At 49.9% G+C, this 17,962-nt stretch carries 18 protein-coding genes; 1 reads left to right on the forward strand and 17 read right to left on the reverse strand.

Going from position 1 to position 17,962, the window contains the following annotated elements; all coding sequences use genetic code 11:
• Positions 1–44: 44 nt before the first annotated feature.
• From ACKOVI_RS01645 to ACKOVI_RS01725, 17 genes are all read right to left on the reverse strand, one after another.
• Positions 45–2,546, reverse strand: a complete 2,502-nt coding sequence (locus tag ACKOVI_RS01645) for an ATP-dependent Clp protease ATP-binding subunit (RefSeq protein WP_509602181.1) — start codon at positions 2,544–2,546, stop codon at positions 45–47.
• 128 nt (positions 2,547–2,674) lie between these two features.
• On the reverse strand, positions 2,675–3,169 hold the full coding sequence (locus tag ACKOVI_RS01650) for an amino-acid N-acetyltransferase (RefSeq protein WP_509602183.1): 495 nt from the start codon (positions 3,167–3,169) through the stop codon (positions 2,675–2,677).
• A 5-nt stretch (positions 3,170–3,174) separates the two neighbouring features.
• The gene (gene lysS / locus ACKOVI_RS01655) at positions 3,175–4,683 is read right to left on the reverse strand and encodes a lysine--tRNA ligase (RefSeq protein WP_509602185.1); all 1,509 of its coding nucleotides are present in this window, start codon (positions 4,681–4,683) and stop codon (positions 3,175–3,177) included.
• Positions 4,684–4,708: 25 nt separating this feature from the next.
• Positions 4,709–5,473, reverse strand: coding sequence for a type III pantothenate kinase (locus ACKOVI_RS01660; protein ID WP_509602187.1), 765 nt, complete (start codon positions 5,471–5,473; stop codon positions 4,709–4,711).
• A 2-nt stretch (positions 5,474–5,475) separates the two neighbouring features.
• A complete protein-coding gene (gene nadC / locus ACKOVI_RS01665) occupies positions 5,476–6,300 on the reverse strand; it encodes a carboxylating nicotinate-nucleotide diphosphorylase (protein ID WP_509602189.1) in 825 nt (274 codons plus the stop codon).
• Positions 6,297–7,910, reverse strand: a complete 1,614-nt coding sequence (locus ACKOVI_RS01670; RefSeq protein ID WP_509602191.1) for an L-aspartate oxidase — start codon at positions 7,908–7,910, stop codon at positions 6,297–6,299. The genes nadC and ACKOVI_RS01670 overlap by 4 nt, the downstream gene beginning before the upstream one ends.
• The gene (gene panC / locus ACKOVI_RS01675) at positions 7,907–8,683 is read right to left on the reverse strand and encodes a pantoate--beta-alanine ligase (RefSeq protein ID WP_509602193.1); all 777 of its coding nucleotides are present in this window, start codon (positions 8,681–8,683) and stop codon (positions 7,907–7,909) included. Before panC ends, ACKOVI_RS01670 begins: the two co-directional genes overlap by 4 nt.
• A 51-nt stretch (positions 8,684–8,734) precedes the next feature.
• Positions 8,735–9,181 carry a 2-amino-4-hydroxy-6-hydroxymethyldihydropteridine diphosphokinase gene (gene folK / locus ACKOVI_RS01680; protein ID WP_509602195.1) on the reverse strand — a complete coding sequence of 149 codons (447 nt, stop codon included), beginning with the start codon at positions 9,179–9,181 and terminating at the stop codon, positions 8,735–8,737.
• Positions 9,178–9,537, reverse strand: coding sequence for a dihydroneopterin aldolase (gene folB / locus ACKOVI_RS01685; RefSeq protein WP_509602198.1), 360 nt, complete (start codon positions 9,535–9,537; stop codon positions 9,178–9,180). The genes folK and folB overlap by 4 nt, the downstream gene beginning before the upstream one ends.
• The gene (gene folP, locus ACKOVI_RS01690) at positions 9,537–10,289 is read right to left on the reverse strand and encodes a dihydropteroate synthase (protein WP_509602200.1); all 753 of its coding nucleotides are present in this window, start codon (positions 10,287–10,289) and stop codon (positions 9,537–9,539) included. The genes folB and folP overlap by 1 nt, the downstream gene beginning before the upstream one ends.
• A 4-nt stretch (positions 10,290–10,293) precedes the next feature.
• Positions 10,294–10,905, reverse strand: coding sequence for a GTP cyclohydrolase I FolE (gene folE, locus ACKOVI_RS01695; RefSeq protein WP_509602202.1), 612 nt, complete (start codon positions 10,903–10,905; stop codon positions 10,294–10,296).
• A complete protein-coding gene (ftsH, locus tag ACKOVI_RS01700) occupies positions 10,905–12,971 on the reverse strand; it encodes an ATP-dependent zinc metalloprotease FtsH (protein ID WP_509602204.1) in 2,067 nt (688 codons plus the stop codon). The genes folE and ftsH overlap by 1 nt, the downstream gene beginning before the upstream one ends.
• Positions 12,972–12,979: 8 nt before the next feature.
• Positions 12,980–13,531, reverse strand: a complete 552-nt coding sequence (gene hpt, locus ACKOVI_RS01705) for a hypoxanthine phosphoribosyltransferase (protein ID WP_509602206.1) — start codon at positions 13,529–13,531, stop codon at positions 12,980–12,982.
• Positions 13,532–13,576: 45 nt separating this feature from the next.
• Entirely contained in the window at positions 13,577–14,518 is a 942-nt protein-coding gene (gene tilS / locus ACKOVI_RS01710; RefSeq protein WP_509602208.1) for a tRNA lysidine(34) synthetase TilS, read from the reverse strand.
• 4 nt (positions 14,519–14,522) lie between these two features.
• On the reverse strand, positions 14,523–15,722 hold the full coding sequence (locus ACKOVI_RS01715) for a C40 family peptidase (protein ID WP_509602210.1): 1,200 nt from the start codon (positions 15,720–15,722) through the stop codon (positions 14,523–14,525).
• 55 nt (positions 15,723–15,777) lie between these two features.
• The gene (locus ACKOVI_RS01720) at positions 15,778–16,569 is read right to left on the reverse strand and encodes an ABC transporter permease (RefSeq protein ID WP_509602212.1); all 792 of its coding nucleotides are present in this window, start codon (positions 16,567–16,569) and stop codon (positions 15,778–15,780) included.
• The gene (locus ACKOVI_RS01725) at positions 16,566–17,474 is read right to left on the reverse strand and encodes an ABC transporter ATP-binding protein (protein WP_509602214.1); all 909 of its coding nucleotides are present in this window, start codon (positions 17,472–17,474) and stop codon (positions 16,566–16,568) included. The genes ACKOVI_RS01720 and ACKOVI_RS01725 overlap by 4 nt, the downstream gene beginning before the upstream one ends.
• A gap of 47 nt (positions 17,475–17,521) precedes the next feature.
• On the opposite strand from ACKOVI_RS01725, the gene ACKOVI_RS01730 reads away from it, so the two are divergent.
• A partial coding sequence (locus ACKOVI_RS01730) for a PLP-dependent transferase (RefSeq protein WP_509602216.1) occupies positions 17,522–17,962 on the forward strand: 441 nt, incomplete at its 3' end.

Below are 17,962 nucleotides of genomic sequence, written 5' to 3' on the forward strand. Positions count from 1 at the left end.
GGTAGCCCTTGGATCTATCGATTGGAAATCTAGAGTCTCTCGATTTAAACGGTAGGTGCGTCTGCGAGATCTTCCGGTGTATCAGGAGTCATCGCCTTTGGAGCGCCAACAAATGTGAACTTCGCATCTGCATCTACCCCCTCGACATCGACCACAATGCTTTCGCCTGCCTTGAGCTCGCCGAACAAGATGCGCTCTGAGAGCGCATCTTCGATCTCTCGCTGAATCACGCGACGCAATGGACGCGCACCCAGAAGTGGATCGTAACCACGAGCCGCAAGGAGATCCTTCGCCGCCTGTGTGAGTTCGATTCCCATATCCTTCGCCTTGAGGCGATCATCGAGACTTGCCACCATGAGATCCACAATCTGAATGATCTGCTCCTGATTGAGCTGATGGAAGACAATCACATCATCGATACGGTTCAAGAATTCTGGGCGGAAGTGGCTCTTGAGCTCGTCGGCAACCTTGCCCTTCATGCGCTCGTAATTACCGAGCTCATCATCGGCTGCAGAGAATCCAAGACCAAGGGTCTTTGAGATGTCGCGAGTACCGAGGTTGGTTGTCATGATGATGACTGTGTTCTTAAAGTCGACAGTGCGACCTTGTGAATCTGTTAGGCGGCCATCTTCAAGAACTTGAAGAAGTGAGTTGAAGATATCTGGGTGTGCCTTTTCGATTTCGTCGAAGAGAACTACAGAGAATGGACGGCGACGTACCTTCTCGGTCAACTGTCCACCTTCGTCGTAACCGACATATCCTGGAGGTGCACCAAAGAGACGTGATGCTGTATGGCGCTCTGAATACTCAGACATATCCAACTGGATAAGTGCTGTCTCATCACCAAATAAGAATGAAGCGAGTGTGCGTGAAAGTTCTGTCTTACCAACACCAGAAGGGCCTGCGAAGATAAATGAACCACCAGGACGCTTAGGATCCTTAAGGCCTGCACGTGTACGGCGAATTGCTTGTGAGAGCGCCTTGATTGCTTGATCCTGACCGATAACTCGGCGGTGGAGTTCATCTTCCATGCGAAGGAGACGAGCTGTCTCTTCTTCCGTTAACTTAAATACTGGAATACCAGTGGATGCTGAGAGCACCTGAGCTATGAGTTCTTCATCAACTTCAGTGACCTTATCGAGATCTGTTGCCTTCCAGTTCTTCTCGGCTTCGTTCTTCTCTGCGATAAGAGACTTCTCAGTATCGCGAAGTGCTGCAGCACCCTCAAAGTCCTGAGCGTCAATTGCAGATTCCTTTGCCTTGCGAGCTTCAGCAATCTTGGTATCGAATTCGCGGAGTTCGGCAGGTGCAGTCATGCGCTTGATGCGAAGGCGAGAACCTGCCTCATCAATAAGGTCAATCGCCTTATCGGGCAAGAAACGATCTGAGATATAGCGGTCTGCAAGATTTGCAGCTGCAGCAAGTGCACCATCGGTAATAGATACGCGGTGGTGTGTTTCGTAACGATCGCGAAGACCCTTAAGAATCTCAATGGTGTGAGCTACTGATGGCTCTTTCACCTGAATTGGCTGGAAACGACGTTCTAGAGCTGCATCTTTTTCAATGTGCTTACGGTATTCGTCGAGAGTTGTTGCACCAATTGTCTGGAGCTCGCCACGAGCAAGCATTGGCTTCAGAATGCTCGCTGCATCGATTGCACCTTCTGCAGCTCCTGCGCCAACAAGTGTGTGGATCTCATCGATAAAAATAATGATGTCGCCGCGAGTTTTGATCTCTTTAAGAACCTTCTTCAAGCGCTCTTCGAAATCTCCGCGGTAACGTGAACCAGCAACAAGCGCCCCGAGGTCGAGTGAGTAAAGCTGCTTATCTTTTAAGGTCTCTGGGACATCGTTCTTTGCAATTGCTTGTGCAAGACCTTCAACTACTGCAGTCTTACCGACACCAGGTTCGCCGATAAGAACTGGGTTGTTCTTTGTGCGACGAGAAAGAACCTGCATCACGCGTTCGATTTCGCTATCGCGACCGATTACGGGATCTAGTTTTCCTTCACGTGCTGCAACTGTGAGGTTGCGACCGAATTGATCGAGCACCAATGATGTTGATGGTGTTCCTTCTGCGGGTCCGCCTTGTGTCACCGCTTCCTTACCCTGGTAGCCAGAGAGAAGTTGAATCACAGTCGAACGAACGCGGTTGAGATCTGCACCGAGCTTGACGAGAACCTGTGCTGCAACGCCTTCACCTTCACGGATGAGTCCGAGAAGAATATGTTCGGTGCCGATGTAGTTGTGGCCAAGTTGAAGAGCCTCGCGAAGTGAGAGCTCGAGTACTTTCTTCGCGCGTGGAGTAAATGGAATATGTCCGCTAGGTGCCTGCTGGCCTTGGCCGATGATCTCTTCGACCTGTGCACGAACGGCATCGAGTGATGTGCCCATGGATTCGAGGGCCTTAGCTGCAACGCCTTCGCCTTCGTGGATGAGGCCGAGCAGGATGTGCTCTGTGCCGATGTAATTGTGGTTGAGCATGCGTGCCTCTTCCTGCGCCAAGACAACTACGCGGCGGGCTCGATCGGTAAAGCGCTCAAACATCGGTTAACTCCTTCTATCAGGATGCCCAGCCTATCGCCGAGCCTGGGCAGAGCGCGAGGTGAGGTTTTCTATGGCTGTAGAACCCCAAATATGGGGCAGATATTCCCTTGCGACCTACTTATATAGGGCTAGAGGTTGAGGAGCATTCGAGTGTTGCCGAGGGTATTGGGCTTTACGGATTCAAGATCCAAGAACTCGGCCACACCAGCGTCATAGGAGCGCAGAAGCTGGGCATAGACATCTGGTTCGACCGGTGTGCCCTCTATCTCTGTGAATCCGATACTTCCAAAGAATTGCGTCTGGAAGGTGAGGCAGAAGATCCGCTTAATACCGATTTCGCGAGCGCGACGAATAATCTCGCTCAGAATCATGTGGCCAATTCCTTGCTTATGAAATTCATGTGCAACCGCGACGGTACGAACTTCTGCGAGGTCCTCCCACAGAACGTGCAGTGCCCCGCATCCCACAATTACGCCATCTTTTTCGGCAACAACAAATTCTTGAACTGACTCATACAACGTCACAGTCTCTTTCGAGAGCATCTGCCCGGGCGCTGCATATGAATCAACAAGTTCACGGATTGCTTTTACATCGCTAGTGCGCGCTGGACGGACTGAAATCATTGTCTTTATTCGACCTCTGGCTTAACGAGTGGGAACAAGATTGTTTCGCGAATACCAAGACCGGTAAGTGCCATCAGGAGACGATCAACGCCCATTCCCATTCCGCCCATCGGAGGCATTCCGAATTCCATTGCACGCAAGAAATCTTCATCCACTTGCATCGCCTCAAGGTCACCCTTAGCGCCAAGCTGTGCTTGCTCAACTAAACGCTCGCGCTGGATTACTGGATCGATGAGCTCGGAATATCCTGTTGCAAGTTCGAAGCCATCAACATAGAGATCCCACTTCTCAACCACACCAGGTGTCTCGCGATGGGCGCGAACTAGTGGAGAGGTATCTACTGGATAACCCATTACAAATGTTGGTTCGATTAATTGATCAGATGCAACGTGCTCGAAGATCTCTTCAGCAAGCTTTCCTGTGACCCACTTCGGATCAATCTTCATGCCAAGCTTCTCTGCGTACTTCTTTAAATCTGCGTACGGGGTAAGCGCTGTAACAGTCTCGCCAACGCCCTCAGAGATAGCGTCATATAAGGAGATTTCGCGCCAAGTGCCGCCAAGGTCTTTCTGGGATCCATCGGCGTGAGTGACGACATGGGAACCAGCAACAGCGAGCGCTGCATTCTGAATCAATGTGCGAGTGACATCTGCGATTGATCGCCAATCACCGTAGGACATATATGACTCAACCATTGCAAACTCAGGTGAGTGCGAAGAGTCAGCGCCTTCATTGCGGAAGTTGCGGTTGATTTCAAAGACGCGCTCGATTCCGCCAACAACGCAACGCTTCAAGAAAAGCTCGGGCGCAATTCGCATGTAGAGATCCATGTCGTATGCATTGGAGAAAGTCTTAAAGGGACGAGCTGCTGCTCCACCGTGCATTACCTGAAGCATGGGGGTCTCAACTTCGATGAAATCAAAACTATTAAAGGTATCGCGCAGCGAACGCATTACCTGTGGGCGCATACGTGCAGTCGCACGAGCTTCTGGACGAACAATCAAATCAACGTAACGCATACGAACGCGAGTATCTTCAGACATTGGCTTGTGATCGTTAGGTAGCGGGCGAAGTGACTTTGCAGCCAGCTTCCAAGAATTTGCCAAAATTGAGAGCTCGCCACGCTTAGAGGTAATAATTTCACCAGTGACGCTGACGATGTCACCAAGGTCGATATCTGACTTCCATGCATCAAGTGCCTCTTGGCCGACCTTGTCGAGTGACAACATCGCCTGAAGTTCCGTTCCATCACCTTCACGAAGAGTTGCAAAGCAGAGTTTGCCGGTATCGCGCTTAAAGATAATTCGACCCGTCAGAGATTCGATATCTCCTGTGGCAACGTCGATCTCAAGACTTGAGTATTTCTCGCGGATTTCCTTCAGAGACTTGGTGCGATCGACCGCGACCGGATATGGCTCAACGCCCTTTTCAATCAGCCCTGCGCGCTTCTCGCGGCGAATGCGGAGTTGCTCAGGTAGATCATCAACAGCAGCGGGCGTGTTTTCGTTCGTCATAGTGCGCAGAGTCTACCTTTTACGGCTATTGGTTCTTCTCATGGATTAGTCGGAGGCCGATAAGGGTTAAATCTGGCTCATATTCATCGATAGTTTCAGCAACGCCAATAATGAGTGGTGCGAGGCCGCCGGTCGCAATCACAGTTGGTGCCTCATCGTAATCTTGAGCTAACTCTGCAGTAATGCGATCTACGAGCCCATCAACTTGCCCAGCAAATCCAAAGATTGTTCCTGATTGCAGTGCCTCAACGGTGTTCTTTCCAATGACTGATTTTGGACGAATCAATTCAACTTTGCGCAGTTGAGCTGCTCGAGATGCGAGAGCATCAACCGAGATTTCAATACCTGGGGCTAGTGAGCCTCCCAGAAATTCTCCCTTAGGAGATACAACATCGAGATTTGTGGAAGTTCCGAAATCGACCACAATTGCAGGTCCGCCATAGAGATTGTGGGCCGCAAGAGTATTAACAATGCGGTCTGCACCGATCTCTTTTGGATTATCAACAAGCAACTGGACACCAGTCTTTGTTCCGGGCTCCACAATTGTTGTTGGGAGTTCAGCAAAGTAAGTATTGATCATTGTACGGAGTTCACGGAGCGTCGCAGGCACTGTCGAACAGATAGAGAGTCCAGTGAGTGTGTAACCTGCAACAAGTGCGTTGAATTGAAGCCACAACTCATCTGCTGTTGTTCTTGGGTCAGTCTTCACCCGCCATGACTTAACGAGTTCGTTGCCGTCAAAGATTCCAAGCACTGTATTTGTATTTCCTACATCGACCGTTAATAACATCGTTACTCCGCTCTCAAATCTAGACCGATATCCAAAACGGCTGCGCTATGTGTGAGGGCGCCAATGGCAATGAAATCGACTCCGGAATCCGCATATGCTCGAGCACTATCGAGTGAAATTCCACCAGATGCTTCCAGCTTTGTTTCCCCGTTAACGAGAGCAACTGCCTCTGCACACTGAGCAGGAGTCATGTTGTCGAGAAGAATAAGATCAGGCTTTAAGGGCAAGACCTCGCGGAGTTGATCCAGGGTGTCGACCTCAATCTCGATTGGCGCGCTTGGATAAGCGCTACGGACAGCGGAAAATGCTTGCGATACGCCACCTGCTGCTGCGATGTGATTATCTTTGATGAGAGCTGCATCAGAGAGGGACATGCGGTGATTTGTTCCACCCCCCATTCGCACTGCGTACTTTTCTAGTTGGCGATATCCAGGAGTTGTCTTACGAGTATCACGTACTTTGCATGTGGTGCCTGCAACAGCTGCAACCCAATGAGATGTTTCGGTAGCGATACCACTGAGGTGGCCTACAAAGTTAAGTGCAGTACGTTCTGCAAGGAGAATTGCACGAGTATTTCCTTTGACCGTGAGGATGACATCACCGGCTAGGAGAACTTCACCATCATGTTTCTTGATTGCAATATCTGAAAGGCCTACCTCGTGAAGAGTTGCTACAACCATCTCAACGCCTGCTAGTACGCCACTCTTACGGGATACAAAATCAGCAGTACTCACAGAGGTAGTTTCAATTGTTGAGACTGAGGTGATGTCTTCACCGCCCTGTAAATCTTCCTGTAGTGCAACTTTAATCAATTCTCTCTCAATCACTTTGGCGCAACCTCCTGATATCCAGTCGTCCACGATCCGGTTTGATCCAATTGTTGAATGATGCGCTTGCGCCAGAGATCACTCGTCTCCGGGAAATCTTCACGCCAATGTGAGCCACGAGTCTCTTGGCGAATCAACGCTGCTTTGAGAATTGCTTGCGCCAATTGGAAGAGGTTCGTTGCTTCCCATGCTTCGACACACGGTTCGGTACTCCGACGATCCTCAATTCGCGTGAGGTCGGCACTTGTCTTTAACAATGAGTCAGAGGAGCGAAGAACTCCCGCACCGCGGCTCATGCTCGCTTGAATACTGGCGCGCACAGATGGGTCAAGAAGAATTTCACGAGATGCGTTTTCGACAGGTGCACCTGGCTCTGGCGTATGCGCTGCGATATCTGCGGCGATACGTGCACTGAAGACAAGACCTTCCAGTAATGAGTTAGATGCCAGGCGATTGGCTCCATGAACCCCTGAACACGCTGTTTCTCCGCATGCATAGAGGCCGGGCACGCTGGTACGGCCGTTGAGATCCACACGTACTCCACCAGATGCGTAATGGGAGGCTGGAGCAACTGGAATCAACTCTTTCATTGGGTCGATGTTGTGTGCGAGGCAAGAAGCATGGATTGTTGGGAATCGTTTTTCAAATCCTTCAATGTGACGTACATCGAGCCAGACGTGGTGAGCACCAGTCTCATTCATCACGCGCATACTTGCGATTGCTACGACATCACGTGGTGCAAGCTCTGCCATCGGATGGACGCCTTGCATAAATCGATTGCCTTTGTCATCGAGAAGATAGGCACCTTCGCCGCGAACAGCTTCACTAATAAGTGGTTGCTGTCCTTGAGAGTTATCGCCAAGCCACAAGACAGTCGGGTGGAACTGGATAAATTCAACATCGGCAACCTTTGCTCCTGCGCGAAGTGCAAGCGCAACTCCGTCGCCAGTGGAAACTGAAGGGTTGGTGGTTTGTGCAAATACTTGTCCAAGTCCGCCCGTCGCAAGCACCACTGCCTTTGCAAGTGCGCGACCGACTCCATCGCGACTTCCTGCTCCAATAACGTGCAAGGTAACACCGCAGACTTCCCCATCTTGATCTTTCAGTGCATCAAGGACAAGTGCGTGCTCGACAACTTCAATTTCCGGATCTTGCGTCACCGCGGCAAGAAGTGCACGAGATACTTCAGCGCCTGTTGCATCTCCACCTGCGTGAATGATGCGATTGCGGTGGTGTCCGCCTTCGCGAGTAAGAGAGATTTCACCCGATGCTTCAGTGTCGAATTTCGCACCTCGTTCGATTAACTTGCGAACTGCTTCTGGTCCTTCTGTAACAAGAACGCGCACTGCCGAAACATCACAGAGACCTGCGCCTGCATCTAAAGTATCTGTTAAATGCTCTTCTGGTGAATCCCCTTCGCCTAGTGCTGCAGCAATACCGCCTTGTGCCCACTTTGTAGATCCTTCATCGACGCGAGCTTTAGTAACTAAGAGAACGGATAATCCATAAGTACGGCATTGCAGCGCAGTCGTAAGACCTGCGATTCCAGAGCCGACCACGATGACATCTGCAGTTGCAGTCCATCCTGGAGCAGGGGCAAGTAGCTTCATTGCTTCTGCTCGCTCTTCATCGACATATTGTCGAGCAAACGGACACCATTTATCCAGCCAGCGATAATCGCACGCGTGAATTGAGTGGATTCAGTTGGCGTTTGAAAGGTTTTCTCATCGATGTAATCGGCGTAATCCACAGTGAGCAGGGGCTCAGTCGCCAAAATAGACCGAAGCTCCTTCTCGGATGTTGCTTCGCGAAGCGCTTTGGAAATGATGCGCGCTGCGACTCGACCTTCTGAATCAAGTCGAATATTGCGAGAGGACATCGCAAGACCATCCTCCTCACGAATGATGGGTGCTGCAATAATCTCAACCTCATTGGCAATTTCACGAATTAACGCCAACTGCTGGAAATCTTTCTCTCCGAATACTGCAATCTTTGGTTTTACTAAATCAAAAAGCCTGCGAACAACAGTCACTACACCATCAAAGTGGCCAGGTCTCGATGCCCCTTCATACATAGTTGAAATTGGTCCAGCTTTTATCTTTGTAAATCCATCTGGATAGATTTCTTGATACGTTGGAAGCCAGAGATGAGTAACCCCATATTTTTCTGCAAGTTCAATATCGCGATCTGGTGTGCGTGGATACTTCTCTAAATCATCTTTGTTCTCAAATTGAAGAGGATTGACGAAGATGCTTGCGACGACGTTTGTAGCTTTCTCTGCAGCAATCGCGAAGAGTGAACCGTGGCCAGCATGAAGTGCTCCCATAGTGGGAACAAATGCGCAGGCAGATGGAAGGAGCTGTGAATCTGTAACAACTTTCATGGCTCCAGTCCTTTCAGGTACCGGGCTAGCTGATGTATGAAGTCTAAGGCGTTACGGCAATTGCGCCAAAAGGTCGGCTACTTTGCCGTGAGTGAGCAAGATTGCCTCAGGGTCAATGGATAACCATGGTTCTAAGACAAAGCGACGTTCATGTGCACGAGGATGTGGCAGAAGCAGTTCATCTGCGTAGCTAAGGATTCCGCCATATTGAATGAGGTCGAGGTCGATCGTGCGTGGACCCCAATGTTCGATGCGTTCGCGTCCAAGCGCTTTCTCGATTCCGTGAAGTAAAGCTAGCAACTGAGCTGCGGGTAATTCACTCTCTGCAATGAGGACTGCATTGAGGTAATCGGGCTGTTCCGGACCGCCAACTGGAGCAGTAGTGAAATAGGAAGAGACGGCAATGACTTCAAGTGAATCCTTGAGAAGCGCTACTGCCACATCCATCTGTTCTTGGGGATTGCCAATATTGGCGCCCAGTGCGATGACGGCTCTCATGGGCGGCAGATCGTTACGGAAATGTCAGTAACCGTTTCACTGACGGGAGCAGATGGCTTATGTACTGTAACTGCGATCTTTTGTATATGTGTGAAGTTCTCAAGAATCGTATCTGCGATAAAACCTGCGAGTCGCTCAATTAAATCAAATTGCAGTTTTTCAATCGCTTCTTTCGCAATTGCAGTCAAAAGTCCATAATCAACTGAGTCTGCGAGATTGTCGCTATAGCTTGCCGCAGTGAGATCGATGTCAATATCGAGATCGACGAAGAAGTTCTGTCCATCTCGCTTCTCAAAGTCGAATACACCGTGATAGCCAAAGCCCTGAATGCCTTTGATGGTTATCTTGTCGCTCATCACTTCACCAACTCTACGTGAGGCGCAACGCTATGGACGCGCACTGCCCAAATGCCTTTTCCTATTAATGATTGCGAGATTGCAAGAGTCCCTGCTTCGCGCTCATCGGGAGTTTCTCCACCGATAAATCTCTTACGAGAGTGGCCAATTAAGACTGGATACCCAAGCGAGGTGAATTCATCGATGCGATTAAGTATCTCCCAGTTGTGCTCTGCATCCTTTGCGAAACCCAGCCCTGGATCGAGAATGATTTTCTCTTGTGCAATACCGGCAGCGAGTGCCTTATCGAGCTGAATAGTGACCTCATTAATGACATCTTCAACGACATCGCCGTACTGCGCCATGGAGTTCATCTCTTTTGAGTGACCGCGCCAATGCATCAGGGTGTAGCTGCATCCGAGTTGAGCAACAGTTGAGAACATCTCGGGATCTGCCGCTCCCCCGCTGACATCGTTGACGATGATGGCACCTGCTTCTACAGCTAGCTTGGCAGTCGATGCGCGCATAGTGTCGACGCTGATATCAGCGCCTTTGCCGGCAAGGGCTTTAATGACAGGGATTACGCGACGTTGTTCCTCTTCAGCGCTGACTCTCTCTGCACCTGGACGTGTGGATTCTCCGCCAACATCAATGATGTCTACGCCTTCATCAATCATTTGAAGGCCGCGTTGTACCGCGTGCTCTAAGGTGTAGTGCTTTCCGCCGTCAGCAAAGGAATCCGGTGTGACATTAAGGATTCCCATGACCAACATCGTCTTATCGATTCGTAATGAGACTTACTGCTTCAGCACGTGTAGCGGGATCGCGAAGTACACCTCGGACAGCAGATGTCGTTGTGCGTGCTTGTGACTTACGTACACCGCGCATCGACATGCAGAGATGTTCACAATCAATAATTACAATAACGCCCATCGGCTTAAGAAGCTCCACCATTGCATCTGCAATCTGTGTTGTTAATCGCTCTTGTACTTGCGGACGTCGCGCATAGAGATCCACAAGACGCGCAACTTTTGAGAGACCTGTGATTTTTCCGCTGGGGATATATCCAACATGTGCGACACCATGGAAAGGAGTGAGGTGGTGTTCGCAATGCGAGAAAACTTCGATATCGCGGATAATCACGAGCTCTTCATGGCCGATATCAAAAGTTGTTGTTAAAACATCCTCTGGGCGCTGCCATAGTCCCTCGAAGTTCTCTTTAAATGCTCGCGCAACACGTGCCGGAGTATCTTGAAGTCCTTCTCGATCGGGGTTTTCACCGAGAGCAAGTAGTAATTCACGAACAGCTTTCTTCGCGCGCTCTTGGTCAAATGGCGCACTTGCGCGACCATCGCCTTCACCCATAGAGATTGAGCTGATTTCGCTCATTACTCAGTTGCCTTCTTGACGCGACGTGCGCGCTTTGGCTTCTCTGCCTCTGCTTCTACCACTGGCGCGACTCTCTCGGTCAACGCAACTGGAGGAATATCAGATGGAATACGCGTGAGTGAACCCGTCCACTTTGGACGTTCTGGCCACATCACAACATTGGCAAAGATTTCTGCAATCTCTTCCTTGTTAATTGTCTCCTTCTCAAGAAGCACAACAACCATCGCATCAAGCGCATCACGATTTGCTACCAAGATATCGAAGGCTTCCTGGTGGGCATTTTCGATCATCTTGCGGATTTCAGTGTCGATGGTGCTTGCAAGGGCTTCGGAGTAATCGCGCTGATGGCCATATTCGCGACCAAGGAATGGAGCTGTTGAATCTCCACCCAGCTTGATAGCGCCGATTGCTTCAGTCATTCCGTACTGAGTCACCATTGCGCGGGCAAGAGCAGTTGCCTTCTCAATGTCATTGGAAGCACCGGTTGATGGATCGTGGAAGATAAGTTCTTCAGCTGCGCGCCCACCTAATGAGTAAGCCAACTGATCGAGCAACTGATTGCGAGTTGTTGAGTACTTATCTTCATCAGGAAGAACCATTGTGTAACCCAGCGCGCGACCACGAGGCATGATCGTCACCTTATGAACTGGATCTGTATGCGGAAGTGCACGCGCAACAAGTGCGTGACCAGCTTCGTGATAGGCAGTGACGCGACGTTCTTCCTCTGACATCAAACGAGTCTTGCGCTGTGGTCCACCCATAACGCGATCAATTGCCTCATCAAGTTGTGGATTGGTGATGACCTTCTTGCCTTCGCGTGCCGCAAGAAGCGCCGCCTCATTAAGTACGTTGGAGAGATCTGCACCAGTGAAACCTGGTGTGCGGCGTGCATAAGCTACAAGATCCACATCTGCTGAAAGTGGCTTGTTCTTTGCATGCACCTTAAGAATATCGCCGCGACCTTTGAGGTCAGGGCGATCAACTGGAATCTGGCGATCAAAGCGACCTGGGCGCAATAGCGCTGGGTCAAGTACATCCGGACGGTTGGTCGCAGCAATCAGAATAACCTGACCATTTGCTTCAAAGCCATCCATCTCAACGAGCAACTGGTTGAGAGTTTGTTCGCGTTCGTCGTGACCGCCACCCATGCCAGTTCCGCGCTGACGGCCTACTGCATCAATTTCATCGACGAAAATAATTGCAGGTGCATTGGCCTTTGCTTGAGCGAAGAGATCGCGCACACGTGCAGCACCGACACCTACAAACATTTCAACAAAGTCAGAACCTGAGATTGAGTAAAAAGGAACTTTTGCTTCGCCCGCTACTGCGCGAGCAAGAAGTGTCTTACCTGTTCCGGGAGGACCAAAGAGCAATACACCCTTTGGAATCTTTGCACCGAGTAATTGGTACTTCGTTGGATCAGAGAGAAAATCTTTGATTTCTTCCAGCTCGCCGATTGCCTCATCTGCACCTGCAACATCTGCAAAGGTGTTCTGTGGGACATCAGGGTTTTGAAGCTTGGCACGTGACTTTCCGAAGCTAAATACACGGTTACCGCCTTGAGCACTGCTCATCATTAAGAAGAGCAAGAATCCGATAACAAGAATCGGCCCGAATGAGAAGAGCAGTGACATAAAGATTGATTGCGTTGGAACATCAACATCCCAGCCCTTTACAGGTGGGTTAGCTGTCAGCGCATCAACGATTGTTGGCTCTTGGCGAATGACATAGGAGGCCTCAACTTTTGTTGCGCCCTTAATAGTCTTTCCATCTTTGAGAATTAATTGAATCTTCTGGCTCTTATCAATGAGCAACGCGGACTTCACATCAGATTGAGCGATTGCATCAAGTGCCTGTGAAGTAGTGACAAGCGTGTAGCGATTTGCAGCGCTTGTAATCTGACCGAAGATCGATACTGCAAAGATTGCAACGATGATCCAGAAGAGAGGTCCTCGGAAAATCTTCTGCGCACGAGTCTTTGGCTCAGGCTTGCCATTCGGCTTTGTGTTCTTGGCCGGAGCTATCTTCTTCAGCGGATTATTAATCTTCTTCTTTTCATCACTCATGAGATGGCCTATTCGTACATGTGCTTTGCAAGCACACCGATAAATGAAAGGTTGCGATACTTCTCATCAAAGTCGAGGCCATAGCCCACAACGAATTCCTTAGGGATATCGAAGCCTACGTACTTCACATCAACTTCAACTTTGGCAGCCTCTGGCTTGCGCAAAATTGTCAGAATCTGAACATCTGCTGCGCCACGAGATTCAAGGTTTGCCTTGAGCCAGGAAAGCGTCAAACCTGTATCGACGATATCTTCAACGATAAGAACGTTGCGACCAGTGACATCGGTATCGAGATCTTTAAGGATGCGAACTACGCCGGAAGACTTTGTTCCTGAACCATATGAAGAGACAGCCATCCAATCCATCTGAATATGAGTCTGCATTGCACGAATCAGATCTGCCATCGCCATGATTGCGCCCTTCAGCACACCCACGAGCAAGATGTCGCGACCCTTGTAATCCTCATCAACCTGAGCTGCTAGCTCTGCAACACGTGCTTTCAGTTGTTCTTCTGTTGCGATGACGCGCTCTACATCGGTTCCGACTGCTGCAAGATCCACTTGGCTTTGCTCCCTATTGATCGAGGTCGATAGGAAACTCTGCCCCTATCGCGAGAGGGACAGTCTGCCCGAAATACGCTCAACCTTCACACCGCCGGCCAAGCTGACCGCCCCCTGGCCCTTCCACGCACAAATGAGGGCATCGATTGCCCCGATCTGCTCGAAGGTCAGCTGACCCGGGGTGGCTCCGGCAGCGAGAGCTGCTCTGCGAATAATGCGGGTGCGGATTGCACGAGGCAGGCCGGCCAAACGTTCGCAGTCGAGGTCGGTCGCCTCGCGATCGGCCCAGGCATCGAGGGCGTCGGCATCATCGCGGAGGAGTGCGGCACTTCGCACTAAGGCTCGTGAAATTCCAGGATCCAGGTTTGCCTTTAGATACGGAATGACTTCTCGGCGAACTTTCACTCGAGTGAATTCAGAATTGAAATTATGTGGATCGCTCCAGAAATCTAAATTCCACTCACTGCAAGCTTGTTCAATTTCTTCGCGCGTAATTGAAAGGAGTGGGCGAATGTACATTCCATTCTCTACCGCCATTCCTGATAAAGAACGTGCACCCGAACCACGAGCGAGCCCTAGCAGAACGGTTTCAGCTTGGTCATCTCGGTTGTGTCCTAAGAAGATTTTCTGAGCTTGCGTTTCTTGAGCGCTCTCCATAAGAGCCGCATAGCGTGCATCACGAGCGCCACTTTCGAGGCCGGACTCAAGAGAGACCACAACTTTCTTAGTAATGACTTGAACATAACCGAGTCCCTTCATTTGTTGCACAACACGTGCTGCCTGCAAATGAGAATCTTCTTGTAGTTGATGATCGATTGTGATTGCAATTGGTGTGAGCGCAAGTGGCTTAGCTTCAATAACGAGTGCTGCTGCAAGTGCAAGTGAATCTGCGCCGCCAGAGACAGCTACAAGAAAGGTGTCCCCTGCCTCTAATTGTGAAAGGAATGGCTTGACTGCGTTGCGAATTGCAACTGTGGCCTCAACCATCTTCTTAAACTCGACCGCCGAATGGCATCAAGCCTTTAACTGAGTAAATGTTGGAATAGAGAAGGCCAGCGTTCTTTGAATTAGCTTCCCACATCATTCCGTTGCCAGCATAAATAGTGATGTGGTGAATGGTCGAAATTGTTCCCTTGTATGAATAGAAGAGAAGATCGCCAGGCTGTAATTGAGTAAGAGGTACGTGATAGGTATAACCGGCGTACAACGCTGAGTTAAGGCGATCCCAGTTTGGCCAGCCAAGACCTGCAGACTTGTATGCGGCAAACACAAGGCCAGAACAGTCGAAGGTATTTGGACCTTGCGTGCCCCACACATATGGCTTCCGTGCTTGAACCTGCTTCTTCGCAAACGCTACTGCTGCAAGACGTTGAGACTCTGTTGTGCGAATTGTTGAACGACCCTTGAAACCGCGGTCAGGCCACACCTTTGCTTGGTTGATGGTTGTAGCCGCAGTATTAGCTTGGCTCTCTTCCAGAAGTGCAAGCTGTCTTTGTTGTTCCAAAGTAACTCGCACATTTTTTGCCTTTGCGAGTTCTGCCATCAACTTATCTTGAACAGCACGAAGCTTATCTACTTCCTTCTGTTGAAGTGCCTGTGCATCATCGGCAACTTTCTTGGCAGCTGCAACTTTAGCTGTTGCAATTACCTGAACTGCTCGGGCTTCATCCGCCTTCTTCTTTGCTTCACGAGCAACAATCTCTGCCGCTTTGAAACGAGCAAGCGCAGTTGAGTTGCGAGCACCTAATGTGTTGAGTGTGGAAAGTTGATCCATAATATCTTGTGGACCATTTGCACTGAGCAAAGGTTGAATATCGCTAAGGCTTCCACCCATGATGTAGGCATTGGACGCCATCTTGCCAATTGTCTTATGAGCCTCTGAAACTGCGAGAGCTGTTTCCGCAGCGTGCTTTGCCGCAGCGTTGGCTGCGGCGGTTGCGATGTTGAGTTCTTGCTGGGCCTTGAGGTAGAGAGCCCGTGCCGCATTGGCCTTCGCGGTTAATTGGCGCAGAGTTTGATTCGCTGCCGCAAGTTTCTTTGCCGCTGCATCCGCCGCCTTTTTCTTCGCCGCCTCTGCAGCTTTTGCCGCTTCAATCTCAGCCAGAGTGGGCTTTGGCTTTGCGATTGCGGGGGTTGTGGCAAGGGTCAGCGCACCCATGAGGGTAAGGGCAATGACTGACTTGCGGCGCATTATTCAAGAATAATTGAGGGATGCACCCAACGCAGTGCAAACTCGCCAGATGTCGCTAGTTAGCCACATCTCTCTTTGCGAATGAGTATGAAGAGACCACAAGGGCAAGTAATACGTAGGAACTTCCCAGAATCAACGCATGCGAATAGGAAAGTAATAGTGTACCGCCTTGAGCAATTGTTGCCAATTGATTGCCTGGCATCCAATCAAGAGTTACTGGCTTTACAGCACCAATAAGATTTTCAAGAATCAGTAACCAGACCAGCGCAATAGAGATAGCAGAAATTGGTGAGCGCAGAAGGATTCCGAGGGCGATTCCGATCACTGCATAGAAAACGATCGAGATGTACACATTTACCAAAGTATGGGCGATTGCTGACCAACCCTCGGATGTGAACCAGAGATCGGTTGAAACCTTGGCACGATCCGATAAGTACAGTGATATAGCGACACTAATGATGGCATTGATGACTACGAATAGAAGTGCGAATGACTTCATGGCAGCGTACTTTCCCATCAACAAGACAAGACGTCGCGGCTGACGCACTAGAAGATTGCGAAGAGTTCCATAGGTGTATTCCTGAGCGCTCTGTGCCGCAAACACACAGAGGACGATGATTCCAAGCAAACCGCCGATAGAAGCAAAGCCATAGACAGAACCAGATGCGAGATTTAAAACATCCCTGCCGATGCGACGGCCGCGGTCGCCATTGCCATCGGGTGAATCAATCATCAAGTAAACAAATGAAGTAATCAGGCCATTGAAGAAGATGGCTGCAGCAAAAGTGCCGAAAAACAAGGTAGGACGGCGAATTTTGCGCCATTCAGCGAAGAAGACTTGAATCATGACTGACCTCCTGTCATCTCAAAGAATGTTTCTTCGAGGTTAGGCAAAGTTGGAGTCAGCTCTGCAAGCGTGATGCCGGCTTCGAATGCCAACTTATTCAGCACTGGCGCCCATTGATGTGGCCCTTCAATGTGAGCTTGGCTATGTCGAATTGTTGTGTGGTGGCCGTGTGCTCGTGCTATCTCCGCGATTGTTACGAGATCTGATTCGTTTTCAGTCTTCACAATAATTGTCGGCTTCTGATTGAAGAGAAGTTCTTCAATTGCGCCAGCAAAGACAACTTCACCTTTACGGAGCATGACAATGAATTGAGAGATGATTTCGATTTCAGAGAGCAAGTGCGAAGAAACAAAAACTGTTGTTCCTTGTGCTGCAAGTCGCTTTAAAAGATCGCGGACTTCTTGAATGCCTTCTGGGTCTAAACCATTTGTAGGTTCATCGAGAATCAAGAGCTCCGGATTAGGAAGAAGTGCTGCTGCGATTCCCAAACGCTGCTTCATTCCCAGTGAATATGTTTTGTACTTATCTCCACCTCGTCCAGACAGGCCGACAAGTTCTATGAGTGCATCAACTCGATTAATGTCGACGCCTCCCATGGTTGCAAGAACTTTGAGATTTTCTGCACCAGAGAGCGCTGGATAGAAGGCAGGGCCTTCGATCATCGCGCCGACTGAGGAGAGATATTTCTTGGGCTCTGAAATTGAATGACCCAGCACCGTGCCCGTGCCTGATGATGGTGAGATAAGGCCTAAGAGCATTCTGATTGTTGTTGTTTTGCCTGCGCCATTGGGGCCGACGAATCCGCAGATTGTTCCTTTGGGAACAGTAAAGGTTGCGGCTTTCACCGCCGCGATGTTCTCGTACTGTTTGGTAAGACCAGCTACTGAGATTGCGGGTGTGCTCATAAGAGGCACTATAACCACTCCAGATGTGAGTCCTCTAAGATTCCTGCATGAGTAAAGATGCCTGGGGATACCAGCCTCGAAATACACGTCCTGCACCAGATTGGGATGTTGAACCACAGACTGATGCGATTCGTGCGGGACTTGTCCGCACAGGCTTTGGCGAAACCTCAGAGGCGCTCTTCCTCAATAGTGGTTTCACGTACTCATCTGCGCAAGAAGCTTTCGATGCATTTACCGACGAGACCGACCATTATCTTTACAGCCGCTTCCACAATCCAACTGTTGCCATGTTTGAAAAGCGTCTGGCTGCTCTGGAGGGCGCAGAGTTCTGTCATGCATTTGGTTCAGGAATGGCTGCAGCTTTTGCTTCACTCGCCTGCATCGTTGAAGCCGGAGATCACATCGTTGCCTCAGCAGCAATGTTCAGTTCATGCCACGTGATCATTACCGAAATTTTGCCTAAGTGGGGCGTCACCTACGAGCTTGTG

This window comes from Candidatus Planktophila sp. (assembly GCF_046070465.1).
Lineage (GTDB): Bacteria > Actinomycetota > Actinomycetes > Nanopelagicales > Nanopelagicaceae > Planktophila.